24 protein-coding genes are annotated in these 25506 nt (G+C 34.2%); 17 read left to right on the top strand and 7 right to left on the bottom strand.

Features of this window, described 5'->3' with window-relative positions:
• Positions 1-4: 4 nt before the first annotated feature.
• Entirely contained in the window at positions 5-3244 is a 3240-nt protein-coding gene (locus DMB65_RS15335; RefSeq protein WP_110307516.1) for a SusC/RagA family TonB-linked outer membrane protein, read from the bottom strand.
• A gap of 598 nt (positions 3245-3842) precedes the next feature.
• On the opposite strand from DMB65_RS15335, the gene DMB65_RS15330 reads away from it, so the two are divergent.
• The 6 genes from DMB65_RS15330 to DMB65_RS22170 all read left to right on the top strand — a co-directional run bounded on the left by DMB65_RS15330 (position 3843) and on the right by DMB65_RS22170 (position 10711).
• The gene (locus DMB65_RS15330; protein ID WP_110307515.1) at positions 3843-4199 is read left to right on the top strand and encodes a hypothetical protein; all 357 of its coding nucleotides are present in this window, start codon (positions 3843-3845) and stop codon (positions 4197-4199) included.
• A gap of 128 nt (positions 4200-4327) precedes the next feature.
• Positions 4328-4858, top strand: a complete 531-nt coding sequence (locus DMB65_RS15325; RefSeq protein ID WP_110307514.1) for a DUF3347 domain-containing protein — start codon at positions 4328-4330, stop codon at positions 4856-4858.
• Positions 4859-4861: 3 nt separating this feature from the next.
• A complete protein-coding gene (locus DMB65_RS15320; RefSeq protein ID WP_110307513.1) occupies positions 4862-5422 on the top strand; it encodes a helix-turn-helix domain-containing protein in 561 nt (186 codons plus the stop codon).
• A 230-nt stretch (positions 5423-5652) separates the two neighbouring features.
• Positions 5653-8175 (top strand): heavy metal translocating P-type ATPase, encoded by a 2523-nt coding sequence (locus DMB65_RS15315; RefSeq protein WP_110307512.1) that lies wholly within the window; start codon positions 5653-5655, stop codon positions 8173-8175.
• A gap of 6 nt (positions 8176-8181) precedes the next feature.
• Positions 8182-10422, top strand: a complete 2241-nt coding sequence (locus tag DMB65_RS15310) for a multicopper oxidase family protein (RefSeq protein ID WP_110307511.1) — start codon at positions 8182-8184, stop codon at positions 10420-10422.
• A gap of 133 nt (positions 10423-10555) precedes the next feature.
• Positions 10556-10711: a hypothetical protein gene (locus DMB65_RS22170; protein ID WP_165834956.1), complete on the top strand. Its 156-nt coding sequence runs from the start codon at positions 10556-10558 to the stop codon at positions 10709-10711.
• A 63-nt stretch (positions 10712-10774) separates the two neighbouring features.
• On the opposite strand, the gene DMB65_RS15305 is transcribed toward DMB65_RS22170, so the two are convergent.
• Positions 10775-11227 (bottom strand): DUF4442 domain-containing protein, encoded by a 453-nt coding sequence (locus DMB65_RS15305; RefSeq protein ID WP_110307510.1) that lies wholly within the window; start codon positions 11225-11227, stop codon positions 10775-10777.
• A gap of 230 nt (positions 11228-11457) precedes the next feature.
• Here DMB65_RS15305 and DMB65_RS15300 point away from each other — a divergent pair, with 230 nt between their 5' ends.
• The 5 genes from DMB65_RS15300 (at position 11458) to DMB65_RS15280 (ending at position 15919) form a co-directional block, all read left to right on the top strand.
• Positions 11458-11937: a DUF4870 domain-containing protein gene (locus DMB65_RS15300; RefSeq protein WP_110307509.1), complete on the top strand. Its 480-nt coding sequence runs from the start codon at positions 11458-11460 to the stop codon at positions 11935-11937.
• A 263-nt stretch (positions 11938-12200) separates the two neighbouring features.
• Positions 12201-12533, top strand: a complete 333-nt coding sequence (locus DMB65_RS15295) for a PadR family transcriptional regulator (RefSeq protein WP_007804050.1) — start codon at positions 12201-12203, stop codon at positions 12531-12533.
• A gap of 2 nt (positions 12534-12535) precedes the next feature.
• Complete coding sequence (locus DMB65_RS15290; RefSeq protein WP_110307508.1) at positions 12536-14263, top strand: PspC domain-containing protein; 1728 nt, start codon at positions 12536-12538, stop codon at positions 14261-14263.
• Positions 14264-14266: 3 nt separating this feature from the next.
• Entirely contained in the window at positions 14267-14998 is a 732-nt protein-coding gene (locus DMB65_RS15285; RefSeq protein WP_110307507.1) for a head GIN domain-containing protein, read from the top strand.
• A gap of 87 nt (positions 14999-15085) precedes the next feature.
• Positions 15086-15919 (top strand): GIN domain-containing protein, encoded by an 834-nt coding sequence (locus tag DMB65_RS15280; protein WP_110307506.1) that lies wholly within the window; start codon positions 15086-15088, stop codon positions 15917-15919.
• Between the two features lie 134 nt (positions 15920-16053).
• Here the strand turns inward: DMB65_RS15280 and trxB are convergent, their stop codons facing one another.
• Together trxB and DMB65_RS15270 are read right to left on the bottom strand one after the other, a co-directional pair.
• Positions 16054-17001: a thioredoxin-disulfide reductase gene (trxB, locus tag DMB65_RS15275; protein WP_110307505.1), complete on the bottom strand. Its 948-nt coding sequence runs from the start codon at positions 16999-17001 to the stop codon at positions 16054-16056.
• A 226-nt stretch (positions 17002-17227) separates the two neighbouring features.
• Positions 17228-17638, bottom strand: coding sequence for a winged helix-turn-helix transcriptional regulator (locus tag DMB65_RS15270; RefSeq protein ID WP_110307504.1), 411 nt, complete (start codon positions 17636-17638; stop codon positions 17228-17230).
• Positions 17639-17750: 112 nt separating this feature from the next.
• On the opposite strand from DMB65_RS15270, the gene DMB65_RS15265 reads away from it, so the two are divergent.
• The 6 genes from DMB65_RS15265 (at position 17751) to DMB65_RS15240 (ending at position 22822) form a co-directional block, all read left to right on the top strand.
• Complete coding sequence (locus tag DMB65_RS15265) at positions 17751-18551, top strand: SDR family oxidoreductase (protein ID WP_110307503.1); 801 nt, start codon at positions 17751-17753, stop codon at positions 18549-18551.
• A gap of 70 nt (positions 18552-18621) precedes the next feature.
• On the top strand, positions 18622-19005 hold the full coding sequence (locus DMB65_RS15260; RefSeq protein ID WP_110307502.1) for a DUF4345 family protein: 384 nt from the start codon (positions 18622-18624) through the stop codon (positions 19003-19005).
• A 423-nt stretch (positions 19006-19428) separates the two neighbouring features.
• A complete protein-coding gene (locus tag DMB65_RS15255; protein WP_110307501.1) occupies positions 19429-19989 on the top strand; it encodes an NAD(P)H-dependent oxidoreductase in 561 nt (186 codons plus the stop codon).
• Between the two features lie 5 nt (positions 19990-19994).
• A complete protein-coding gene (locus tag DMB65_RS15250; protein WP_110307500.1) occupies positions 19995-20843 on the top strand; it encodes an alpha/beta fold hydrolase in 849 nt (282 codons plus the stop codon).
• Between the two features lies 1 nt (position 20844).
• Entirely contained in the window at positions 20845-21801 is a 957-nt protein-coding gene (locus DMB65_RS15245; protein WP_230470689.1) for an alpha/beta fold hydrolase, read from the top strand.
• A gap of 16 nt (positions 21802-21817) precedes the next feature.
• On the top strand, positions 21818-22822 hold the full coding sequence (locus tag DMB65_RS15240) for an NADP-dependent oxidoreductase (RefSeq protein WP_110307499.1): 1005 nt from the start codon (positions 21818-21820) through the stop codon (positions 22820-22822).
• Between the two features lie 469 nt (positions 22823-23291).
• Here DMB65_RS15240 and DMB65_RS22470 read toward each other — a convergent pair whose 3' ends face one another.
• The 3 genes from DMB65_RS22470 to DMB65_RS15225 form a co-directional block, all read right to left on the bottom strand.
• Positions 23292-23504: a hypothetical protein gene (locus DMB65_RS22470; protein WP_230470688.1), complete on the bottom strand. Its 213-nt coding sequence runs from the start codon at positions 23502-23504 to the stop codon at positions 23292-23294.
• A 114-nt stretch (positions 23505-23618) separates the two neighbouring features.
• On the bottom strand, positions 23619-24566 hold the full coding sequence (locus DMB65_RS15230) for an NADP-dependent oxidoreductase (protein ID WP_110307498.1): 948 nt from the start codon (positions 24564-24566) through the stop codon (positions 23619-23621).
• A 60-nt stretch (positions 24567-24626) separates the two neighbouring features.
• Positions 24627-25409 carry an SDR family NAD(P)-dependent oxidoreductase gene (locus tag DMB65_RS15225; protein WP_230470687.1) on the bottom strand — a complete coding sequence of 261 codons (783 nt, stop codon included), beginning with the start codon at positions 25407-25409 and terminating at the stop codon, positions 24627-24629.
• Positions 25410-25506: the final 97 nt, after the last annotated feature.

The following is a 25506-nucleotide window of genomic DNA, read 5'->3' as shown; positions in this document are numbered from 1 at the left end:
AAAATTAGAAATTAAGATTCATCCCAAAAATGACTTGCCTGCTTCTTGGATAAGGACTTGAATCAACTCCAGGTGTAAGTGGGTTTTTTCTTTTTGTTGAAACCTCAGGATCAGAACCTGAATATTTAGTCCATACAAAAACATTACTTCCTGTCAAATAGAATCTCAATTTAGAAATTCCTATTTTAGAGACTAACGATTCAGGAGTTGTGTACCCTAATGTCAATGTATTTAATCTTAAAAACGATGCGTCTTCAACTGCCCAATCACTGAATACCTGACGAGCCATATATGGAGACCACATTGTAGTGTTAGCATTCAAAGCCGTTAATGCAGTTGGATCTGTCACTAATTGACCTGAAACCGGATCTAAATTGGTCCATCTTTTTCCGTCTGCCATTATAGCATTTAAATTTTTGTATTGCCCACCTGAACCCGTAGGAGCTGTCGTAAATTCAATTTTATCAGCGTTATATACTTCATTACCAATACTCCAGTTGAAAGCAGCCATTAAATCAAATCCATAAGCATTCCCGTTGACAACAAAACCACCTGTACTTTTAGGGTTTACATTTCCAATAACCGTCTGATCACTTGCATCCACTTTACCATCTCCGGTAATGTCTTTCAATTTCATATAACCTGGCTGAACAGTTCCTACAATAGTACTCGCATTCGCTACAGTACTTTTTAAAGTATATTTTGTTCCATCCCAATCAAAATCAGAAACCTCATAACGTCCATCATTTTTATATCCATACATAGTTCCCAACGAAGAGCCAACCGCCACTAAATAATCATTTCCGATTTGCGAAGAAGCCCAACCTGTAGCCTGTCCAAAGTCATCCATAACACCTAATGAGTTAATACGGTTTTTGTTTATCCCCATATTGAATGAAAAACTCAATCCGTATTTAGCTCTTTCGATAGCTATAACATTTAAAGTTGCTTCAAACCCTCTATTTTGAGTTTCCCCCATATTACGGAACTGAGTATCATACCCTGCTCCAAAAAGCGGGAAATTTATTAACAAATCACTTGTTGTATTATTATAATAGTCTAAAGTACCATTTAATCGATTTTTGAAAAATCCAAAATCCAAACCAAAGTTTCTAGTCACTGTTGTTTCCCATTTCAAATCAGGATTAGGCATTGTTTTTGAAGGAGCCCATATACTAGTCACTCCATTAATCCATGTTGTTGATGTAGATTGAAAAATCTGAATTTGTTGACCAACAGGGATCTGATTATTACCTGCTTCACCATAACTTGCTCTCAATTTAAGAAGATCTAACCAGGAAATGTCTTTCAAGAAATTTTCTTCTGAAATTTTCCATGCTGCTGCTGTTGCAGGAAAATACCCCCAACGATTCTGTTTCAAAAATTTACTTGATCCATCAGCACGAAACGTACCTGTTAATAAATAGCGATTTTTATAATCATAATTCACACGCCCAAAGAATGAGAACAATTTATCTTCAGGATCGTAATAATTATCTACAGACTGTGGTGTTCCTTGTGTTGTTAAATTTTTTGCCTGTTCTAAATCAAAAAATATTGGAAATCCGTGAATAGTAGTTGTAACTGTGTTTTTAGTATTCGTAATACTTTCTTCCCCCACAAGAGCAGACAAATGATGGTCTTCACCCATTATTTTTTTGAAATCATAATTTAAAGTATTGGCGTTTCTAAAACGTGTTTCTTTAGAATCACTCATAATCAAAGCTGGCATTCCTTGTAAGATTGCGGTTGGTGAATTGTTTACATAATATGTAGAGTTTCCGTAAAAACGATAATCTTGATTATTAAAATTATCCAAACCTAAATCAACTTTCAATTTTAAATTATCGACAATCTCCCATCCAAAACTCCCTAACATGTTAAAGTTTTTACGGAATTGCTCACGATCATTATCATAAATAGATGTTAAAGGATTAATCAATACATCTGTACCGTCACCCGTTGAATCTTCTGACGAAGTTAAACCTGCCACCGGAAGTGGTGCATAACCAACAATGGTACGCATACGTGAATCTGATGAAGATTTTTCATTTTGCTCATTTACTCCACCACCGTTAATCTCGGTATCAGAATAACGTACAGTAAATCCTATATCAACTTTATCTGTTATTTTACTTTTTAATGCCAAAGACAAGTTATTTCTTTTGTAATTTGAACCTAACATAATCGCTTTTTCATCAAAACGAGCATAATTAAAGTTATAATTCAATTTGTCATTTCCTCCTCTAATTCCTAAATCACGACTTTGTACCTCACCTGTACGACCAAAAATTTGTTTTTGCCAATTGTCTCCTTTCAGACCTTTGTACATATCCTGATCTTGCCAGTTTCCAAAATACTTAGTATATGATTCCGGATTAGAATCCACTTTTGTACCTGTTTGTGAAAGTAAAGCATACTCATATTGCCATTTAGTGTAATCATCCGGAGATAAAACATCGATTTCATTCGCCATAGTTTTCATACCATAAAATGCATTAAAACTCACTGCTATTTTTCCATCTCTACCACTTTTGGTTGTAATTAATATTACCCCATTTGCCCCACGAGATCCGTAAATTGCAGTAGAAGAGGCATCTTTTAAAACCGTCATCGACTCAATATCAGATGAAGAAATATCATTCATACTATTCACAGGAAATCCATCTACTATAATTAATGGTTGATTACTCTGAGTAAGAGAACCTCCTCCACGAACTCTAATTTGTATATCGGCATCAGGAGATCCTTCTGCTGACATTACTTGTACACCGGCAATTCTACCTGTTAAAGCTTCAGCAACATTGGCTACAGGAACTTTTTTCAAATCATTACCTGAAATTGTTGACACGGCTCCGGTTAAATCTGATTTCTTTACAGTTCCATATCCAACAACAACAACCTCATTTAAAGCATTTGCTTCTTCTGCCAAAACAATATTAATCGTTTTTTTTCCCGCTACAGCAACAGTCTGAGTCGTAAAACCTATAAACGAAAACTCAACACTTGCCTTTGAACTTGAAAGTTTCAATTTGTATTTTCCATCAAAATCTGTAGAAACCCCATTTTTTGTGCCTTTTTCTAAAACGTTTACACCTGGCAAGGTCAGACCTGAAGCATCTTTTACAACACCTTCAATTGTTAAATCCTGTGCACTAACCTTATTACTGGTTAGCAAACACAATAAGAAAACAATTGCCAGATAACAATTTGTCCTTTTATTAAATAACTCTTTAAAATTCATAGTTTACTGTTTAGTTTGTGATTAATTGTTTATAAAGTTTATTTATGGTTTTTAAAATCACACTTTACTACTTAAAATATTCTAAAAATATAATTTTTAGTTAAACTCCAATTTTGATTTTATTTCCGTAACCCCTGAAAACAAAAGGAAAATGGATATTTTTAAAAATTAAAAAAGCAACGTGTAATCGATTACACAAACATAAAAAAAAAATCTATATAAAAAATTAAATTTCACAAAATAATCTTAAAAAAAATTACATATAAAAAAATAATCTCTTTTAAAATACCATATATTCAATTTATTTCTTCAAAAACTAAGAAATACTCTTTTATGTTTTTAATAGAATAAAATTATTGCAAAAAATTCAATCGATTACATCAACGACACTAAACGAAAAAACGATTTCATAAATGACCTGTAACCTAATTAAAATTACACACAAATTTGCTTTGCTGACGAAATTCATTCATCAAATTACTTTAAAAAGCATATAAACATAAAACCAACCCATTTAAAGAACTGTAGTTATCGAAATCTTAAAAACTAATTTACCCCGATATTTTTAGTTAGATTTGTATTTCTAAAAACAGTATCCTTGACAAAAAAAGCTTGCATAGTATTGATTCTGATTCTTGGTTTCTTTTTGATTCCAAGTGTTAATCATGCTTGCAGCAATAGCTATTCAAAGAATATTCTTTCTAATGAAAAAAGTAGCTGCTCCAAAAAATGCTGCGTAAAGGATTCAAAAAAAGGAAAACACAACTCCAGCGGAAAATGCTGTAATTCAGGCTGCCATAACTCAACTTTGCAATTCAGTATTTTAAATTCAAATACTTTTGATTTAAAGAATGATGCATTTAATTTCTCCTTAAAAAACAATGTTTCCTATTATAATGAAACTAACGTCTCTGATGGTTTTGCTTTTATCTGGCTTCGCCCAAAAATAAAATAATGGTATTTGTGACAGCCATAAATGTGCTTTTTGCAAAAAATATTCTCACACAAAAGAAAACAACTTTGCACTTTCGCCTCTTTGCGAAACTAAAACAATAAAATTAAAGAATTAAAAAACATACGAAAATGAAAAATGCAATCACAGCTGTCTTGACAGCATTCACAATACTATTATCTCTAAACACCATTTCGGCAAACGAAATAAAATCTCTGCTCATTTCAGAAGACATCATAAGCTCAAGTCAGCTGCAACCTGTTTTTGATAATTATTTTGCTATAAAAGACGCGCTTATTAAAAGTGACAGCAAATTGACTTCGGCAAAAACTAAAGACTTACTGACTGCAATTGAAGCAGTAAAAATGGATAAACTAAATAGTACCGAACATGTAGCCTGGATGAAAGTAGTCAAAAAATTAACTGCCGATGCCAAAAGTATTTCAGGAACTACAGATCTTAAGAAGCAACGCGAAACTTTCAAATCTTTATCTAAAAGTACTTACGATTTAATAAAAATTTCAAAACCGGAACAGCCTGTTTACAAACAATATTGTCCAATGGCAGATGCTGACTGGTTAAGTAAAGAAAAAGCAGTTCAAAATCCGTACTACGGTTCTTCGATGCTGTCTTGTGGTAATGTGGTAGAAACGATCAAATAAAAGATGAAGCTTTACATCAAAAATATGGTGTGCAGCAGATGTATAATGATGGTGAAGTCTGAGTTGGAAAAACTCGGACTTCATACTATTGCTGTTGAATTAGGTGAAGTGGAATTAAAGGAAGAAATCAGCGATAACCAAAAAGAGATGCTCTTGCAAAATTTGCAGGTTTTAGGTTTTGATTTAATTGACGATAAAAAAACAAAAACTGTCGAGAGAATCAAAAACCTCATCATAGAATTGGTTCATCATAGAAACAATGAACTAAAAACCAATTTATCTGATTATCTGGCGGAAAATCTTAATCAGGATTATAATTTATTGAGTAATTTATTTTCTGAAATTGAAAACACGACGATTGAAAAATATTTCATCAGTCAGAAAATTGAAAAAGTAAAAGAGTTATTGATTTATAACGAGCTTTCATTAAGTGAAATTGCCGATATTCTAAATTACAGCAATGTAGCACATTTGAGTAATCAGTTTAAAAAAATTACCGGATGTACTCCTACTTCTTTCAAACAATCTAAAGATAAAAAACGCATTCAGATCGAGGATTTGTAGTTTTTTTTAACTGTAAAGCATACTAAGAATTACAATAGGTTCGCAAAGTTTTGTAAAAAAACTTTGCGAACCTTACGCTTTTACCAATCTAGCATATCAAAAAAAACTTTGTGTAATTTGTGGTTAAAAAACCCAATCTTAGTAAATCTTACAAATCATTCTCAAAATTATACAACCAGAAGTGAAGATTACTTCGGAAATTTGCATTGTACTACTTAAAAACCAATACAATGACTCATCAATATATAATTTCAGGAATGTCCTGCAACGGATGTCGAATCAAAGTCGAAAAAACTTTAAATACAATCGAAGGCATTCGGGCAGAAGTAACTTTAGATCCACCGACTGCAACAATCACAATGGAGAAACATATTGCAACCGGGAAATTTCAGGAAATTTTATCTGCTGCGGGAAACTATTCGATTGAGATGAAAACTGCTGAAAACTCAGGAGCAGTCAACTCTTGCTGTTCATCCAAAAAAGAACATTCGGAACACAGTCCTAAAAAAACAACTGCTTTACCACATAATACAACAGGTGTTTTTTATTGCCCAATGCATTGCGAAGGCGATAAAACTTATGATAAACCTGGAGATTGCCCAGTTTGCGGAATGGATTTAGTCCCCCAGGTTGCCATAAGCAATACACAATTTACTTGTCCAATGCATCCTGAAATCGTTTCGAACGAACCCGGAGATTGTCCAATTTGTGGAATGGATTTGGTTCCGATGAAAGCTTCTGAATCTGAAGAAAACAAAACCTACATTGATTTACTAAAGAAAATGAAGATTGCCACATTATTTACCCTTCCAATCTTTATTATTTCGATGTCAGAAATGATTCCGAATAATCCTCTTTACACTATAATATCTGTTCAAAAATGGAATTGGGTTCAGTTTCTGTTTTCAATTCCAGTTTTATTTTATGCCGGATGGATATTTTTTGTACGCGCTTTCAAATCGATTGCAACCTGGAATTTGAATATGTTTACATTAATCGGACTTGGAACCAGCGTTGCTTTTCTCTTTAGTATTGCCGGAATGTTCTTTCCAGGTATTTTCCCAGCCGAATTTAAATCACATCACGGAACCATTCAGCTGTATTTTGAAGCTGCAACAGTCATTATAACCTTAGTTTTATTAGGACAACTATTGGAAGCTAAAGCACACGGGCAAACTAATGGAGCCATAAAAGAATTATTAAAATTAGCTCCAACCGAAGCCACTTTGGTCGAAAACGGAAATGATAAAGTAATTTCAATCCATAATATTAAAAAAGGTGATTTATTACGTGTAAAACCAGGAGAAAAAATCCCTGTTGACGGAAAAATTACTACTGGAGAAAGTAGTATTGATGAAGCAATGATTACCGGAGAACCCATTCCGGTTGATAAAAAAACGGGAGATAATGTTATTGCGGGAACGATAAACGGAACAAAATCATTTGTAATGATTGCTGAAAAAGTAGGCTCAGAAACCTTGCTTTCGCAAATTATACAAATGGTCAATGATGCAAGCCGTTCCAGAGCTCCAATTCAGAAATTAGCAGATCGAGTGGCAAAATATTTTGTCCCAACGGTTGTTATCATATCAATTATTACCTTTTTTGCCTGGGCAAAATTTGGTCCGGAACCCGCCTATGTTTACGGATTAATTAATGCTATTGCCGTTTTAATTATTGCCTGTCCGTGTGCTTTAGGATTAGCAACTCCAATGTCAGTAATGGTTGGTGTGGGCAAAGGAGCACAATTCGGTATCCTGATAAAAAATGCCGAAGCACTCGAGAACATGAATAAAATTGATGTTTTTATTACTGATAAAACAGGAACACTTACCGAAGGAAAACCATCTGTAGAAAAAATCTATGCTGTTAATAATGATGAAAATGTTTTATTGCAAAATATTGCTTCACTAAACCAACACAGCGAACATCCTTTGGCACAAGCAGTAGTTAATTTTGCTAAAGCTAAAAATCAAACGACACTCGAAGTTGCGGACTTTGAAGCTATTGCAGGAAAAGGAGTTATAGGAACTGTCAACAACTCAAAAGTGGCTTTAGGAAATAAAAAACTAATGAATCAGGTTGGCGCTTCGATCACTGAGGATATTGAAAACAAGATTATTGCCGAGCAAAATCTGGGTAAAACGGTTTCTTATATTTCTGTAGATAAAATTGTTTTGGGGTATGTAACTATTACAGATGCCATAAAAGAAAACAGCGTAAAAGCAATCAAAGATTTAATCGATCAGGGTGTTGAGGTAATTATGATGACGGGCGATAACAGCAATACTGCCAAAGCCGTTGCCGATCATTTGCATTTAAGTTCGTTTAAAGCAGATTGTCTTCCCGAAGATAAACTAAAAGAAATTCAGCGATTGCAAGCCGAAGGTAAAATTGTTGCCATGGCAGGTGACGGAATCAACGATGCACCTGCTTTAGCGCAATCCAATATCGGAATTGCGATGGGAACCGGAACTGATGTTGCGATTGAAAGTGCTAAAATTACTTTAGTAAAAGGCGATTTAAACGGAATTGTAAAAGCGAAAAGCCTTAGCCATGCTGTAATGTCTAACATCAAACAAAATTTATTCTTTGCCTTTATTTATAATACTTTAGGAGTTCCAATTGCAGCAGGAATTTTATATCCGTTTTTCGGAATTCTGCTTTCGCCGATGTTAGCAGCTGTGGCGATGAGTTTGAGTTCTGTTTCGGTTATTTTAAATGCGTTGAGACTTCGAAATCTAAAATTATAAGTTATCATGAAAGTCAAACATCTTCTTCTTTTCTCTTTTATTGCTTTTCAGCTAAAAGCGCAAAAAATAGTGCGTTACGATTTGCACGTTCGGGATACGATTGTCTATTTTTCGGGGAAAGAAAAACGTGCGATTTCGGTTAACGGACAAATTCCGATGCCAACTTTAACTTTTACTGAAGGCGATGTTGCAGAAATTTATGTACACAACGAATTAAAAAAAGAGACAACTTCGATGCATTGGCACGGATTATTTCTTCCAAATAAAGAAGATGGTGTTCCTTATCTGACGCAAATGCCAATTGAACCCGGAACAACTCATAAATATTCATTTCCGATTATTCAGAACGGAACCTATTGGTATCACAGCCATTCGGGTTTGCAGGAACAAATTGGTTTATACGGACTTTTTATCATCAATAAAAAAAGTGGTGATCCGACTATTCGAAAAGGAATTGACGATTTGCCTGCTATTCCGATTATTCTGAGCGAATGGACTGATATAAAACCAGAGAATATTCAGCGAATGCTTCATAATGCTAATGATTGGTTTGCTATCAAAAAAGGAACCACTCAAAGTTATGCCGAAGCCATAAAACAAAAACATTTTTCGACTAAAGTGACCAATGAATGGAAACGAATGAATGCGATGGATGTCAGCGATGTTTATTATGAAAAGTTTCTAATTAATGGTAAAAATGAGCAGCAACTTTCTGATTTTAAACCGGGTTCGAAAGTTCGATTACGAATTGCCAATGGAGGTGCTTCAAGTTATTTCTGGCTGACTTATGGCGGAGGAAAAATTACTGTTGTAGCCAGTGACGGGAACGATGTAGAACCTGTAGAAGTTGACCGTTTGATTATTGCAGTTTCTGAAACGTATGATGCTGTAATTACGATTCCCGAAGACAATAAATCTTTTGCTTTTCTGGCTACTGCAGAAGACAGAACTGGTTCAGCTTCTTTATTTTTAGGTGATGGCGTTAAGCAGCCAGTTGCACATCTTTCGAAATTAAAATATTTTGAAGGAATGAAAATGATGAACAATATGATGAAAATGAATGGCAAAATGAACGATATGGGCATGAATATGTCTTTGAATAAAATGGATATGAATACGGTAATGTATCCTGAAATTTCAGGCGAAGATGAAAACACAAAACCAGCACCAAATCATTCGAATGATAATCTGGAAGGAATTAAAATGGAAAATGACAGTACCGAAACTCCGGAAATTGTTACCTTAAATTATGGAATGCTGAAATCTCCTTTCAAAACCAATCTTCCAAAAGATGCGCCTGTCAAAGAACTTCGTTTTGAATTGTCAGGAAACATGAACCGCTATATTTGGAGTCTCGACAATAAAGTAGTTTCTGAAACGGATAAAATCTTAATTAAAAAAGGAGAAAACGTTCGGATAGTATTATACAACGGATCTATGATGCGCCACCCGATGCACCTGCACGGACATGATTTCAGAGTTCTGAACGAACAAGAGGATTATGCTCCACTAAAAAATGTAATTGATATTATGCCAATGGAAACCGATACAATTGAATTTCAGGCAAATGCAGATGGCGACTGGTTTTTTCACTGTCATATTTTATATCACATGATGGCGGGAATGGGAAGAGTTTTTAGTTATGAAAATTCGGCACCAAATCCATCAATTAATCATTCGGAAATGGCTTATAAAATGCTCAAAATGGATGACAGAATGTTTCATTTTATGGGTGAAAATGATTTTGCCACAAACGGAAATGACGGCGAAACGATGTTCAGCAACACGCGCTGGAGCATTGGCACAGAATGGAGATTGGGTTATAACGATCATCACGGCTACGAAACCGAAACACATATTGGAAGATATATAGGAAAAAATCAATGGTTAATGCCTTTTATCGGTTTTGACTGGCGTTACCGAAAAATGGGAATGGACGAGCATGAAGAAAATCTTTTTGGACAAAGTAATACCAAAGACAATCGTTCGGTTTTTAGTGCCGGTCTTGAATATACGTTGCCAATGCTGGTAAAAGCACAAGTTGAAGTGTATACGGATGGAAATGTTCGTTTGCAATTTGAACGAAAAGATATTCCGCTTGCGAGACGTTTACGAATGAGCCTGATGTGGAATACGGATAAAGAATATATGGGAGGTTTGAAATATATTGTGGCCAGAAACTTCGGAATCACGACGCACTATGATAGTGATATGGGAATTGGGTTTGGGGTAAATTTGAATTATTAGATTTTAGTTTCTCATTTCCTTTTCAATGACATATTATTATAAAACATTAACAACTTTTAAAAATAATCAAAATTAAATCTTATTATCTTTGAACAAACATGAATTAACAAAAAACAATTAAACCTTAATAAAAATGAAAAAGTTATTTACCGTTTTAACAATCGCATTATTTACAATTAGTCTTCAGGCCCAGGAAACTAAACCTGCAGCTGCAAAAGAAAAAGCAAAAAAAGAATCGTGCTGTAAAAAATCAGCAGATGAGAAAAAGTCTTGCTGTAAAAAGAAATAAGCAAAATTTTAAAAAGACCTCAATCGGGGTCTTTTTTTGTATAATCCGGAATTGAATTAAAAACTATTTCAAACGTACACTCCATTCAAAATCCATTTCAGAAACCTGAACTCCTTCTTCGTTTGTTCCTATAGATTTCATCCAGAAAGTCTGTCCCTCGCCTGTTGCGATAGTTTGTTGAATAGCTTCAGCGATTAAATGTCCGTCGTTGCAGACGAACGTAATTCTTCCTGTGGCTTTTTTGGTAAAGTTTCCTTTGTTATTGGCTACCAGCATTGATATTTTTCTACCGCTTTGTTGAATCTGCGAAATCACCAATGCTCCTGTTGTTAATTCGGCTGCCATAGCCTGAACCGCAAAATACATAGAGTTAAACGGATTCTGATTAATCCATCTGTGCTTCACTGTAACAGTGCAGCTTGTCTCGTCTATCGTTTTTACCCTGACACCGCAAATGAATGCTGATGGCAGTTTAAAAAAAACGAACTTGTTGAATTTTGATACCGAAAGTGCCATAAATTTTATTTTTTACGTAAAAATACAAAAAAACTATGCGCGCACAATAAATTATTTACTAATGCTTACAACACCAGTAAATCTGGGTTACTGAGCTATTATTCAACAATCTAATCAATAATTTTCAGTTTTAATTTTGTTAATTTTGTGTTAATATTTGGTACTATGTAAAACAAGATACTGTTTTTTAACCATATATTTGCATAAGAAATTACTATATACTTTTAATCATGGAAACATCAACACCACTCATCATGGAAAACACTTCAGAAAAGAATACTGCGGCATTCACACATTTAAGCACATTAAGCCAGTACATTATTCCGTTTGGGAACTATATATTTCCAATTATTATCTGGTCGGGTTACAAAGACAAGTCAGAATTTGCAAACTATCACGGAAAGCAGGCTTTGAATTTTCAATTGAGTTTATTGCTTTATACCTTAATTTTGGCCTTGATCGCAATACCGATTTTCATTACTGTTGTCCTGCAAAATATTCCGTTGGAAGCATTTTTTCACAACGAACATTTTGTAATCAGGAATTTTAATTTTGAAGGCAACATAGGCCTCTTAAGCATTGGAGCAACTGCCGTATTCCTTTTTGGGGTTTTAAAATTTGTTGAATTCTTTCTTATCATTTATGCTACGATAAAAGCCTCAAACGGTGAATTTTACAAATATCCGCTAACCATTCCTTTTATCAAGTAGCACTTCGACTTCGTTCAGTGTGACATAAAAGATTAAAAGTTATTATGAATACCGGAGTCCTAGCCCTGATAGAAGCGGCATCCTTTTGTGGCGGGGTTCGCCATAAAAGATAAAGCGGATAGCAGGAAACTGCTCCTTAAAAAATCATCAATCAATCATCAATCAATCATCAATCAATCATCAATCAATCATCAATCAATCATCAATCAATCATCATCAATCAAAAAACGAATTGTTCAATCTAAAAAAAACAACATGAAATTATGAACATTGAAAACACAAAAGCACAGATGCGCAAAGGTGTTCTTGAGTTTTGCATCTTATCTGTATTAAAAGAAAAAGATGCCTACACCTCTGAAATATTAGACACTTTGAAAAACGCAAAATTATTAGTTGTTGAGGGAACTGTTTATCCGCTGTTAACCCGACTGAAAAATGACGGTTTGCTTAATTATCGCTGGGAAGAATCGACCTCAGGCCCACCAAGAAAATATTATGGATTAACCGAAATAGGGCAAACATTTTTAAACGAATTAAACGGTACCTGGACAGAATTATCAGATGCTGTAAAACTAATCACCAATCAAAATCAATAATCATGAACAAAACAGTAAATATTAACTTAGGCGGAATGTTTTTTCACATCGATGAAGATGCATACTTAAAATTAACACGCTATTTTGACGCAATAAAAAGATCGTTAAACAACTCATCAGGACAAGATGAAATTATTAAAGATATTGAAATGCGTGTTTCTGAATTATTAACAGAAAAACAAAAAAGCGAAAAACATGTTGTGGGACTGAAAGATGTTGACGAAGTGATTGCGGTAATGGGACAGCCGGAAGACTACATTATTGAAGACGAACAAAAATCAAATCAATCATTTAACAATAATCGCAACAGCAGAAGCAAAAAATTATACCGCGATAAAGAAAAAGGGATGATTGGTGGAGTTGCTACCGGTTTAGGACATTATTTCGGAATTGAAGCTGTCTGGATTAAAATTGTGTTTTTAATATTTGTTTTTGCAGGTTTTGGAACCGGAATCCTGGCCTATTTTGTATTATGGATCGTAACTCCTGAGGCCATAACAACCTCAGAGAAACTCGAAATGACGGGTGAGCCGGTTACGATTTCGAACATCGAAAAAAAAGTTCGAGAAGAAATTGATTCTTTATCAGATAAATTTAAAAATGCTGATTATGACAAAATGGGAAACCAGGTAAAGTCGGGAGCTGAGAGAATAAGTAGTTCATTTGGAGACTTTATCATGACGGTTTTTAAAATCTTTGCTAAGTTTTTAGGAGTGATTTTAATAATGGCCGGGATTTCTATTCTAATTATGCTGTTAATTGGTGTATTTACATTAGGCACAAATGTTTTTATTGATTTCCCATGGCAAAACTTCGTTGAGGCCGGGAACTTTACTGAATATCCAATCTGGTCTTTTGGGTTATTGATGTTTTTTGCTGTCGGAATTCCGTTTTTCTTTATGACGCTTTTGGGGTTCAAATTATTAGCACCAAACACCAAAACAATAGGAAACATAGCCAAATATACTTTGTTGGCGATTTGGATCATTGCTATTGCTATTGCAATTAGCATTGGAATCAAACAAGCAACTGAAATATCGTATGATAATAAAACGGTAGAGAAAAAGGTAATCAATATTACTCCAAAAGACACTCTTTATGTAAAATTCAGATATAATGATTATTATGCAAAAGACCTGGATCATCACCACAGAGACTTTGAGTTTGTACAGGACTCTGCGAATAATGCGTTAATTTATTCAAATGATGTTCGCTTACATGTGCTGCACACAGACGAAGCGGCTCCTTATCTGCAAATAGAAAAGAGCGCCAGAGGCAATTCGTTTACAAATGCAAAAAAAAGAGCAGAAAAAATCAATTATAACATTAAGATTAAAGGAAATTACTTAATTTTGGATAATTATTTTCTTACAGATGTTAAAAATAAATTCAGAGGTCAGGAAGTTGATGTTTATTTATACCTGCCAGAAGGACAATTATTTAAACCGGATGGATCAATACAGGACTATGACGACTCTGAAGATGATTTTTTCAACTTACACTTTAGCGGCAATTATAATTACAAAGTAGAAGGTTCTAAAATAAAATGCCTGAATTGTCCTTCCGATGAAGATGACAACGATTATGAAAACGATACTGATTATGAAAACGATACTGATACCATAAATGAAGTTTCGGTAAAAATAAACGGAAAAGAAGTATTAAACGGAAAAAAAACAAACGGAAAGCTAACCACTGATAAAAACGGAGTCATAATTAAAATAAACTAAGTCATGATAAAAATAATCATTCATATTACAAAATTCATTATTGCGACCATTACCGCATTATTATTTGCCTCATGTAACTTTAATATAAACGCTATAGAAGGCAGTGGAAATGTTACAACCGAAAAAAGAATTGTTGAGGGTGATTTTAAAAATGTATCTGTAAGCAACGCCATTGACCTAGTGATTGAACAATCTGATTCTACTGAAATTATTGTTGAAGCAGACGATAATATCCAAAAAGAAATTACAACAAAAGTTGAAAATGGAACTCTGATCATTTCGTGCAAATTCAGTTCATTTAACAATGTTACTAAAAAGGTTACTGTAAAAATGCCCGTTATTGACAAATTAGAAGCTTCGAGTGCGTCATCTGTATACGGCAAAAATGTAATTACAGGACAAAATATAAATCTGGAAGCATCAAGTGCATCAACAATAGATGTTAATATAGAATCTGACAATATCACTTGTGATTCAGGAAGCGGAAGTACCATAAATATAAAAGGCAAGGCATTAAAAATTAAAACATCAGCTGCAAGCGGTTCCAGTATTAATGCAGAGGAATTACTGGCAAATGAAGTTGAAGCAGAAGCTGCAAGCGGAGCAAGTGTAAATGTACACCCTATTCTGCGATTGAAAGCAGATGCGGCCAGCGGAGCAAGCATTAATTATGACTCATCTCCAAAAACAATCGAAAAATCTGAAAATTCAGGAGGAAGCATCAGTCAGGGATAACATATATCGAAGTGTTAAATATAAAAGAAATCATTCATCAAAAGTGGATGATTTTTTTATATTTGTGAAAATCAAAATCTAGAATTAATGAAAAAAAATAAAATCCTATTCTTATTATTATTAGTTACAACACTAACTTTTGCTCAAAAGAAAGAAAAAATTAAAGGCTCTAAAATCGTAACAACATCCATAAAAGAAGTTGGTGATTTTGATGCCTTGGAAGTAGATGATAATATTGAAGTTTATTTGGAACGAGGTGAAAAAAACGAGATAAAAATCGAGGCTGATGATAATTTACACGACATTATCGGAATGGATTTACGAGAAAAAACGCTTCGTTTGTACACCTCTAAAGAATCTTCAATTTTCAAAAAACTAGCTGTACGTATAACCTACACAAAATCATTAACAAAGGTAATTTCTAAAAATGAGTCTGTGGTCTATGCTATTCAGGAACTGCAATTGGATGATATTACATTTAACAGTTTTGATTATTCCAAATTACTCCTAAATGTGAATGCAAAAAAATTCAGTTTAGTGGCAGATGATAAATCAAAATCGGAAATCAATTTAAAATCTGAAGAAGCCACTTTACAATTAAGTAAAAATTCATCTATAAAATCTTTAGTATCTGCAATTAAATTCAAATGTGATTTATACCAAAAAGCAACTGCAACCATTGAAGGTGTTGCTGAAAAAGGCAGTATCCGGATCGATAACAATTCGACTTTTACGGGAACAAAATTTACGGTTAAAGAAGCTAATTTTACAGCTGAAAACAATTCAACAGGAACTATATTGGCTGAAACATCTATTTCACTTGCGATTGGTGACAAAGCTGAAGTTTTTTTATTGGGAAAACCAAAAATTGAACTTAGCCGTTTTAGCGAAGAAGCCAGACTGATTAAGAAGATTAAGTAAAGTTTCTGGTTCTGGTTTCTACAAATAAAAAAACCCATTCGAAAGTACGAATGGATTTTTTTATTTTATAGACTTCTAAGATTTACATTCCAACAACTTGAAACTTCAAACAAAGAAAACCTGAAACTAAATCTTTATTCGTTAGCAGCCAAATAACGTTCTGCATCAAGCGCCGCCATACAACCTGTACCAGCTGCTGTAATAGCCTGACGATACACATGGTCTGCTGCATCTCCCGCTACAAAAACCCCATCTACATTTGTTTTTGATGTCCCAGGAGTATTAACAATATATCCTGTTTCATCAAGAGTTATATAATCTTTAAAAATATCTGTATTGGGTTTGTGACCTATTGCTACGAAAAATCCTGTTGCAGGAATTTCAATAACTTCTGTAGTTGTTTTGTTTAAAGCTTTAATAGCATGCACTACATTTCCATCCCCCAAAACTTCAACAGTGTCGTGATTTAGTAAAATCTCAATATTTTCAGTTTTACGAACGCGTTCTTCCATGATTTTTGAAGCTCTGAATTTTTCGCTTCTTACCAACATGGTTACTTTCTTACAAAGTTTTGATAAGTAATGTGCCTCTTCACAAGCCGAATCCCCTGCACCAACAATTACTACTTCCTGATTCCGGTAGAAAAACCCATCGCAAACCGCACAGGCAGAAACTCCACCACCCATTTGAAGATAATGCTGTTCAGATGGTAATCCTAAATATTTAGCTGAGGCACCTGTAGAAATAATAACCGTTTCACAATGCAGTTCTATCTTATCGTTAATCCAGACTTTATGAATATCTCCTGAAAAATCAACTTTTGTAGCCCAGCCGTCACGGATATCAGCTCCAAAACGCTTTGATTGTTCCTGTAATTGAATCATCATTTCAGGCCCCGTCACCCCATCAACATAACCCGGAAAATTTTCTACTTCATTAGTCGTTGTTAACTGACCCCCAGGCTGCATTCCCTGATATAAAACAGGATTCATGTTTGCTCTGGCGGCATAAATTGCCGCAGTATAACCTGCAGGACCAGAACCTATAATAAGACATTTAATTTTTTCGATTGTATCTGACATAAAAATATATAGTTGTATTATTGATGATGCAAAAGTAAGTCATTATTATTGGAAAACAGAATTCGATTAATCAGTTTTTATTATTCCAAAATAAGAATAGCGAATCCATTAACTCAAGCACTTTTTCTCGATGGAGTCTGTTAAAACTAAATGCATCGTTTTTGGATGTGTTTGTCTGCCTTAAGTTTTTATTTCTACTGTCTTTTGATTGATGATTTTACCCTAATTATTGTGATTTCAGCTCTTTTGTTATCTGTTTGACAAATTTATCTTTGTCTTTTTTGGCCTCTTTAATGATCTGCTTTATCTCTAATGGCATTGAAAAATACTTGTCCGACCAAATGTAAATTTCCACGATTATAGGTAATAAATCGATTCCTTTTTTACTCAATCTGTACAAAATTTTTGCCTTGCTCTCGGGATGTGCTGATTTCTCAATAATGCCGTTTTCTTCTAATGCCTTTAACCTTGATGCTAAAATATTGGTGGCAATACCTTCTTCCGATTTTAAAAAGTCATTGTAGGTGCCTTTTTTATAAAATATCAGATCCCTGATAATGAGCAAAGACCATTTGTCTCCAAACACATCCAATGAGCAGCTCAATGGACATTCAGACCTTTTTTTACTTGTTTCCATAAAATAAATTAAAAATATTTTAAAAATTTAACTTGCGTTTTGAAAGTTGTTTATATATTTGCACTTGCAATATGCAAGCAAAATTACAATATAAATTTTAAAACAAATAAAAATGAGTAAGAATATTTTAATAACAGGAGCTTCTTCCGGCTTTGGTTTACTTATCGCAAAAGAGCTTCACAGAAAAGGTTACAACGTAATTGGGACAAGTCGAAATCCCGAAAAAATTCAGTCAACAGTACCATTCAAAGTAATCGGATTAGACCTTGATTCAGACCAATCAATAAACACTTTACCAGAAAGAATTTTTAATGAAATAGGTCAGCTGGATATTCTGATCAATAATGCTGGATTTTTGGTAAATGGTCTTGCTGAAGAGATTCCGATTGAGTTAGGCAGAAAGCAATTTGAAACTAATTTTTGGGGAACTATAAAAGTTACCAATGCCGTTTTGCCTCATTTTAGAAAACAAAAATCAGGCAAAATCATTACCGTTGGTTCTATCGTTGGGCTTGTGGCATTTCCAAGTACCTCATATTATGCGGCATCCAAACATGCTTTGGAGGGCTATTACAAATCCCTGCGTTATGAATTAACCGAGTTTAATATTAGTGTGGCTATGATTGAACCGGGTTCTTTCAAAACAAATATTATGGAAAATGCATCTACTTCCATAAACAAAATTGAAGATTACAATTCTTTAAGAGCAAAAACGGAAAGATACGCAGATTTTATTGTACAACAAGGTGAAGACGCTAAACTGGTTGCTGACAAAGTGCTAAAAGTAGTTGAAACAGATAAACCTAAATTTAGAAATCTGGTAGGCAAAGGTTTGTCTGTGTTAGTTACTTTACAACTCTTTGCTTATGGCATGTTAGAAAAGACAGTTTTGAAACAATTGAATAACGCATAAATGTAATTGCAATAAAAACAGTAATTACATAAGATAAACAAGGTAATAATTATTATTTCACTGAAAAAAAATGAAAAAAGCGATAAAATTTTTCGTCATAATTGGGCTTATTCCGCTGCTTGTAATGGGGGCCACAAGCGTATTTGCACCTGCAAATACTTTTGAAAAATTTGGTATTAATCCAACAGGAATATTGACTTACAGTACATTTAGAGGTGATGTTGGCGGTACGCTTGTCAGTATTGCATTAATTATGATTTTGGGCTTAATTACTACAAACAAAACTTGGTTCCAAGCTGCCTTATTAATCATTTCAGTAATTCTCTCCTCCAGAATTGTCAGTATAATTTTGGATGGCTGGATAAACGAATTGATACCGTTGCTGCTTACTGAAATCTTCAATGTAATAGCCTTATTCTTTGCAGTAAAGCATTTAAAGACAACCGAAAAATAAATTATTAGTGCAATTACAGATTTGCAAAATTCAAATTTATCTTAAAGTTTACCATGATGTTATTAAAAAAACACAATAAAAATTTAGCTTTTACTAAACCCGATTGGTATGGCAACCCTTTAACTAAAAAGGGGTTTATATACCAATTGATTTGGTGATGATATAAACCTACATACTGACCCGATGATGCTGTAAAAGCATTTAAAGACCTCAAATTAAAAAAATGGATTCCTATGCACTATGGCACTTTTGACCTTAGCGATGAACCCATATTTTATCCAGAACAAATTTTAAAAGAAAACCATAAAACCGAACTCGAAAATATTATTTGGATGCATATCGGGAAAAGGATACCTATTTCTAATTGAAAATTACCATTAAGAATAAATTAATAAAACAAATAACCATTAAAATAAATAAAAAATGAAAAATCTTATTATTTACACACATTTGAATCCAGCCAGCTTTACAAAAGCAATTGTAGATGAAGTAGAAAAAAAGGCGATTGCCAGAGGCGAAGAAGTCAAAATTATTGATTTGTATGCCGAAAAATTCAACCCTATTCTAGATATGCCCGATGTTGAGCATCTGCTGATGGGCGGTATAATTCCTGAAGACACTAAAAAATATCAAGAATTGATTACATGGGCCGACCATTTAACCATTGTTTATCCTATGTGGTGGGCACAGATGCCAGCTATCCTGAAAGGTTTTATAGATAGAGTTTTCCTGCATGGCTACGCATTCAATTTTACAGAAAACGGTCCCGTGGGCTTACTGGTAAATAAAACTGCGCAAGTATATATCAGTACCAATACGCCAGCGGCAGTCTATGAGGCAACTGGAATGAACAAATCGCAATTGCGAATTATTCAGGAGGGTATTTTTGAATTTTGCGGCTTAAAAACACAGACAACCATTTTTGCAGATGTTAAAGAAGGTACGGACGAAATGAGAAAAGGGTATTTAAAAACCATAAAATAAATAAAATGACAAACAACGCATTAACTACAGGAACACAATATGCGAATATTGACCAAAAACAAATTGCTTATCGTAAAATTGGTAATGGGACACCACTAATTTTAGCCAATCGTTTTAGAGGGACTCTTGATACCTGGGATCCCCTTTTTCTTGATTTATTAGCCAAAAATAATACCGTAGTTACTTTTGACTATTCGGGTATTGGCTATTCGGAAGGGGAACTGCCAATTGATTTGCACGAAGTTGCATCTCAGGTAACAAAAATAGCAAACTACCTAAATTTCGATAACTATTTTGTTGGAGGCTGGTCCTATGGTGGTTTGATAGCTCAATACGCTACTTTCCTTTATCCAGAAAGAGTTTTAGGTACTATTGTAATTGGCAGCAATCCAATGGGAAAAAACGACGCCCCTCTTTCGCCATTATTTTTAGAAAAAGCATTGCAGCCTACCTATACTCCCGAAGATATTATTACCTTGTTTTTCGAGCCAACATCAGAAAAAAGCAGTGCAGCCGGAATAGCATCTTTACAACGTATTGCTCAAAGATATGACGAATCAAAGGTACCGGCTAAGCCTGAAACACTCCAACGCTATTTTGCAGCTACAACGCAATTGGCAGAAGATAAAGATAATTTTAGGGAAGGCTATCAAACACTGAAGACCCCTGTATTGGCAATTTCAGGCGACAATGACATTTCGTTTGCAGTAGAAAACTGGTTTCCATTATTGAAAAAAGCACCAACGCTGCAGCACATTATTTTTAACGCTGCCGGTCATGCCCCGCATTACCAATACCCGGAATTGGCTACTGACTATATTAATACTTTCATTAACAATACAATTACTGATTAAAATGAAAAAGTATTTAATTGTATTTTTTATGTTAATAGGTTATATTAGTAATCTATTTTCACAAGCAAATATTTCACAATCAAACAATTATGAAATTATGACTGCATCAGATTCACAAAGTGTAAACTACACTTATGCTACGGTACCCACCCGGTTTATTGAAGCTAACGGAATAAAATTTGCTTATCGGTCTTATGGTAAGGAAGGAGATATTCCTGTTATATATTTTAATCACTTAACAGCAAACCTTGACAATTGCGACCCTAGAATTATGGATGCCATTGCGACAGAGCGCCATATTATTTCTTTTGATTATCGCGGTGTTGGTGCAACAACAGGAGAACAAGGAACAAGTATTGCTAATATGGCAAAAGATGCCATTGGCTTTATTCATGCTTTGGGATACAGACAAGTGGATATTGTGGCATTTTCTATGGGTGGTTTTATTACCCAGGAATTACTTTTGCAAGAACCGGCTTTGGCTCGTAAAATTATTCTTGCAGGCACAGGTCCCAGAGGAGGCAAGGGGATTAGTGATGTGGCTGGTTTAACGTACAAGGATATTTTAAAAGGCCTGTTAACATTCAGAGATCCTAAATTTTATTTATTTTTTACTCAAAACAAAATAGGTAAAGAAGCGGCGCGCGATTTTCTAAAACGTCTAAAAGAAAGAACTGAAAAACGTGATGAGAAAGTAAAATTAAGTGTGTTAAGTAAACAACTTAAAGCCATTAAAATGTGGGGAAATGACAAGCCTGCAGATTTGAGTGTTTTCAAACATCCTGTATTGGTAGTCAATGGTGATAATGACAGAATGGTGCCAACGCCTAATTCGTATGATTTGGCAAATCGTTTTCCTAATTCTGAAATTGTAATTTATCCAAATTCAGGGCATGGCGGTATTTTTCAATACCAAGAAGAATTTCTTAAAAAAGCAATACCATTTTTGACTAAATAAAAATCAAATTATAATAATGAAAGCATTTATAGTAGAAAAATACAGTAAGAAAGAAAAATTAAAACTTACCCAAGTAGCAGAACCAATTGCAAAAGAAAATGAAGTTCTGGTTCAAATTCACGCAGCAGGTGTTAATCTCCTGGATTCAATGATAAAACATGGAGAGTTTAAAATCTTTTTGCCTTATAAAACCCCAATCATAAATGGGCATGATATGGCTGGGACTGTGGTTAAAGTAGGCTCGGGTGTAAAGAAATTTAAAATTGGTGATGAAGTCTATTCAAGAGTAGGCGATTACAGAATAGGCACTTTTGCGCAATACATTGCTGTCAATGTAAGCGATTTAGCTTTGAAACCAAAAAATCTATCAATGGAAGAGGCTGGTTCTATTCCATTAGTTGGTTTAACTGCCTGGCAGGCATTAGTTGAAATTGCGAATGTAAAAAAAGGGCAGAAAGTTTTTATACAAGCTGGTTCGGGTGGTGTTGGTACATTTGCCATTCAATTGGCGAAACATTTGGGGGCTTATGTTGCAACAACTACAAGTACAAAAAATATTGATTTGGTAAAAAGCCTTGGTGCTGATTTGGTGATTGATTATAAAACACAAGAATTTTCTAATCTACTCAAAGACTATGATGTAGTATTGCACAGTAACCGGGAAAAGATAGTGTTAGAACAATCATTAGGTATCTTAAAAAAAGGTGGTCAATTAATTTCGTTAGTAGGACCACCAACACCAGAGTTTGCAAAAGAAATCGGTTTGCCTTGGTATTTAAAGTTAGTAACAAAATTGTTAAGTTCCAGTGCCAGGAAAAAAGCAAAGAAATTAAATGTGTCTTTTAAATTCTTATTTATGAGAGCGGAAGGCAATCAATTAGGAGAAATCACAAAGCTTATCGAAGCAGGAATCATTAAGCCTGTTATTGATAAAGTGTTTCCCTTTGAGCAAACTAATGAAGCATTGTCTTACGTTGAAACTGGAAGGTCAAAAGGAAAAGTTGTTGTTAAGATAAAGTAGTTTGATAAGTGCTAAGCTGCGGTAAACTTTAATAGTTAAGTTTGCTGCATACAGCAGTCAAATATTGTTTTTTAAACTGGATTTTTGGCAGAGTAAAATATATAGTGTATAAATGAAAGAGCGTGCAATATTTTGCATGCTCTTTTTCTTTGAGCACCATTGAAATTACTACCTCTGCATTCTTATATAATTCTATATTGCTCTTAATTATGGTTATCATTTTTGTAATAACGACTTAAGTTTTATGCAATACCTCTTTTTGACAGCTTTTATTATAACAGATCAATCTCATTGAGCTTAATTTTTAGGATGATCTAGTTGTTTTGATGCAAAATACATTACTATGATAATGTAAAGTTCGGTTATGCCTGCCGGCAATAAATCATTTGTGTAACCGTCAAATATTACACTGATAATTCTGCAGATCAATATTACGCTTATTAATAACAAGGATGCTTGATACCAGGTTTTATTTTTGGTGATTAGCCCCAATAAGCATTATCAACCCGCCTCCGATGAGCATACCGCCAATGGCTCCTCTAAAGGTACTGTAAGTCATTATGCCTAATGGCTTAATGCCGTACAGTTCAAAAGTATTTGAGGGAGCAAATACATTTACTGTACCTAAAACCAATAAAGGAAGAATTGCCAGTACTACTAAAATATTGATCAGCTGTTTCATTTTTTAATTTTAAAAATTTCGCATATATCCATTTTGGTTTCTATTATTTGTATTAAAAACCATTGTAAAGATATATGCGAAAAAATATTATAATTATTTATTTTGTAGCTGCTCTTAAAGATTGACTACAATTTTACCAACAGTTCTGCCTTTTTCTAAATACAAATGTGCCTCTCGCATTTGGTCAAAAGTAAATATTTTAGAAACGTGAGATTTAATGATACCTTTTTCTAATAGCTGTGCAAGCTGCAGCATGTTTTCACCCGATGACTGTACAAGCAAGAATGATAAATCCACCTCTTTTGATTTTGCTTTTTCAAGTTCTTCCGCAGAAAGATTGCTAGATGCAATTGAAACAATTGTTCCGCCTTGTTTTATAACATCTAAAGATTTTAAAATCGTATCGCCTCCAAGAGTATCTAACACAAAATCAACATCTGAAACTGTTTCTTGAAAATTTTCTGTTGTATAATCTATATGTTGATCTGCTCCATTTTGTAAAATAAATTCTTTGTTTTTCGCCGATGATATTCCTATCACATAAGCCCCAAAATGTTTCGCAATTTGTGTGGCATAGTGTCCAACACCACCCGATGCTGCATGAATTAAGACTTTGTCTCCTTTTTTTACATTGCCCTTTTCTACTAAAGCCTGCCAGGCCGTAAGTGCAGCAAGTGTAGCCGAAGCCGCTTCCTGATGAGAAATAGTTGCAGGTTTTAAAGTTAAATGTGCTGATGGAACAGCAACAAATTCGGCATAAGCATTCCCTTTTCCTGGGAAATTTGCCATTCCGAAAACGTCATCACCAATTTTAAAACCAGTTACATCAGCTCCTACTTCTTCTACCGTTCCTGACAAATCCCAACCAATAATTGCAGGTCTGTCTGCACCAAGAATCCAATTCAGCGCTCCATCGTTTGATCTTACTTTATAGTCAACAGGGTTGACACTTAATGAAATTGTTTTTACTAATACTTCGTCACTTTTAATTGTTGGCTTTGAGGTTTCTATATATTGTAGATTATCAATACTGCCTGCTTCGTTTAAAATTATTGTTTTCATTTTTATTTAAAATTTGTTTAAGAATATTTTTTTAGCCCCAATAAGCAAAGGTCTAAATTCCTAATTTTTGGTGTATCGTTCCGCAGGCTGGCTCGTTTGTGAACCTTGCATTAATTTTAGGCGGGCATCTTCATAAGCATCAATTAGGTTTTGATCGTTTACAGACGGATGTGTGATTAATTCACCTTTATCTAGTCCAGCAAGAATGGCATCAACACAATCTTCAGTTTTCATAATCGTTGACTGTTCCAATGCAGATAGCGGGATGCCGCCAACCTCCCATATTTCGGTTGCAGTAGTTGCAGGATTTACCAACTGAACATGAATATTTGTTCCTTTTACTTCTTCCTGCAACCCTTTGGTATACTGAACTACAAAACCTTTTGTGCCACTATAAACAGCACTTATCGGCAAGGAATAAAATCCAAGTACTGAAGCTATATTAATTAAAGTTCCTTCGTTTTTCTCTAAAAACTGCGGTAGAATAGCATTCGATAACAACATTAATGCAGTTATATTTACATTTACCATCTCCTTTTGTTTCAACACGCTAGTCTTAGTAACCGAGGTAAGTGTAGAAGTACCTGCGTTGTTAATAAGCAATGTTATGCTCTTGTCATTTCTTAAGTCTTCAGCCACTTTTTCTAAATCTGTATCCAGGCCTAAATCTGCAACTAAGTTAGTTACCTTAATTCCATAATTACTTTCCAGTTTTTCAGCAAGTGAATCCAATCTATCCTTACGACGCGCTACTAATTTTAAATCATAACCACGTTTTGCCAGCCTTTCGGCAAATACCGCACCTAAACCTGATGATGCACCTGTTACTACCGCAGTCCCCATTTTATTGTTTTCTTTCATTTTGAAAATTTTTAAATTATATATCTCTATTCTTAGATTCAGGTTTACAAAATGTAAACAGATCAGTTTACTTATTGCA

This window comes from Flavobacterium cheongpyeongense (assembly GCF_003202435.1).
In the GTDB taxonomy this organism is placed as follows: Bacteria; Bacteroidota; Bacteroidia; order Flavobacteriales; family Flavobacteriaceae; genus Flavobacterium; species Flavobacterium cheongpyeongense.
Note: the sequence above shows the minus strand (reverse complement) of the source record. Positions and strands in the feature narration are given on the sequence as shown.

What these genes read in the sequence shown, in the direction of transcription:
- DMB65_RS15335 (WP_110307516.1), bottom strand. Translation starts at nt 3,244, where the DNA reads ATGAATTTTAAAGAGTTATTTAATAAAAGGACAAATTGTTATCTGGCA.
- DMB65_RS15325 (WP_110307514.1), top strand. Translation starts at nt 4,328, where the DNA reads ATGAAAAATGCAATCACAGCTGTCTTGACAGCATTCACAATACTATTA.
- DMB65_RS15320 (WP_110307513.1), top strand. Translation starts at nt 4,862, where the DNA reads ATGAAGCTTTACATCAAAAATATGGTGTGCAGCAGATGTATAATGATG.
- DMB65_RS15315 (WP_110307512.1), top strand. Translation starts at nt 5,653, where the DNA reads ATGACTCATCAATATATAATTTCAGGAATGTCCTGCAACGGATGTCGA.
- DMB65_RS15310 (WP_110307511.1), top strand. Translation starts at nt 8,182, where the DNA reads ATGAAAGTCAAACATCTTCTTCTTTTCTCTTTTATTGCTTTTCAGCTA.
- DMB65_RS22170 (WP_165834956.1), top strand. Translation starts at nt 10,556, where the DNA reads ATGAAAAAGTTATTTACCGTTTTAACAATCGCATTATTTACAATTAGT.
- DMB65_RS15305 (WP_110307510.1), bottom strand. Translation starts at nt 11,227, where the DNA reads ATGGCACTTTCGGTATCAAAATTCAACAAGTTCGTTTTTTTTAAACTG.
- DMB65_RS15300 (WP_110307509.1), top strand. Translation starts at nt 11,458, where the DNA reads ATGGAAACATCAACACCACTCATCATGGAAAACACTTCAGAAAAGAAT.
- DMB65_RS15295 (WP_007804050.1), top strand. Translation starts at nt 12,201, where the DNA reads ATGAACATTGAAAACACAAAAGCACAGATGCGCAAAGGTGTTCTTGAG.
- DMB65_RS15290 (WP_110307508.1), top strand. Translation starts at nt 12,536, where the DNA reads ATGAACAAAACAGTAAATATTAACTTAGGCGGAATGTTTTTTCACATC.
- DMB65_RS15285 (WP_110307507.1), top strand. Translation starts at nt 14,267, where the DNA reads ATGATAAAAATAATCATTCATATTACAAAATTCATTATTGCGACCATT.
- DMB65_RS15280 (WP_110307506.1), top strand. Translation starts at nt 15,086, where the DNA reads ATGAAAAAAAATAAAATCCTATTCTTATTATTATTAGTTACAACACTA.
- trxB (WP_110307505.1), bottom strand. Translation starts at nt 17,001, where the DNA reads ATGTCAGATACAATCGAAAAAATTAAATGTCTTATTATAGGTTCTGGT.
- DMB65_RS15270 (WP_110307504.1), bottom strand. Translation starts at nt 17,638, where the DNA reads ATGGAAACAAGTAAAAAAAGGTCTGAATGTCCATTGAGCTGCTCATTG.
- DMB65_RS15265 (WP_110307503.1), top strand. Translation starts at nt 17,751, where the DNA reads ATGAGTAAGAATATTTTAATAACAGGAGCTTCTTCCGGCTTTGGTTTA.
- DMB65_RS15260 (WP_110307502.1), top strand. Translation starts at nt 18,622, where the DNA reads ATGAAAAAAGCGATAAAATTTTTCGTCATAATTGGGCTTATTCCGCTG.
- DMB65_RS15255 (WP_110307501.1), top strand. Translation starts at nt 19,429, where the DNA reads ATGAAAAATCTTATTATTTACACACATTTGAATCCAGCCAGCTTTACA.
- DMB65_RS15250 (WP_110307500.1), top strand. Translation starts at nt 19,995, where the DNA reads ATGACAAACAACGCATTAACTACAGGAACACAATATGCGAATATTGAC.
- DMB65_RS15245 (WP_230470689.1), top strand. Translation starts at nt 20,845, where the DNA reads ATGAAAAAGTATTTAATTGTATTTTTTATGTTAATAGGTTATATTAGT.
- DMB65_RS15240 (WP_110307499.1), top strand. Translation starts at nt 21,818, where the DNA reads ATGAAAGCATTTATAGTAGAAAAATACAGTAAGAAAGAAAAATTAAAA.
- DMB65_RS22470 (WP_230470688.1), bottom strand. Translation starts at nt 23,504, where the DNA reads ATGAAACAGCTGATCAATATTTTAGTAGTACTGGCAATTCTTCCTTTA.
- DMB65_RS15230 (WP_110307498.1), bottom strand. Translation starts at nt 24,566, where the DNA reads ATGAAAACAATAATTTTAAACGAAGCAGGCAGTATTGATAATCTACAA.
- DMB65_RS15225 (WP_230470687.1), bottom strand. Translation starts at nt 25,409, where the DNA reads ATGGGGACTGCGGTAGTAACAGGTGCATCATCAGGTTTAGGTGCGGTA.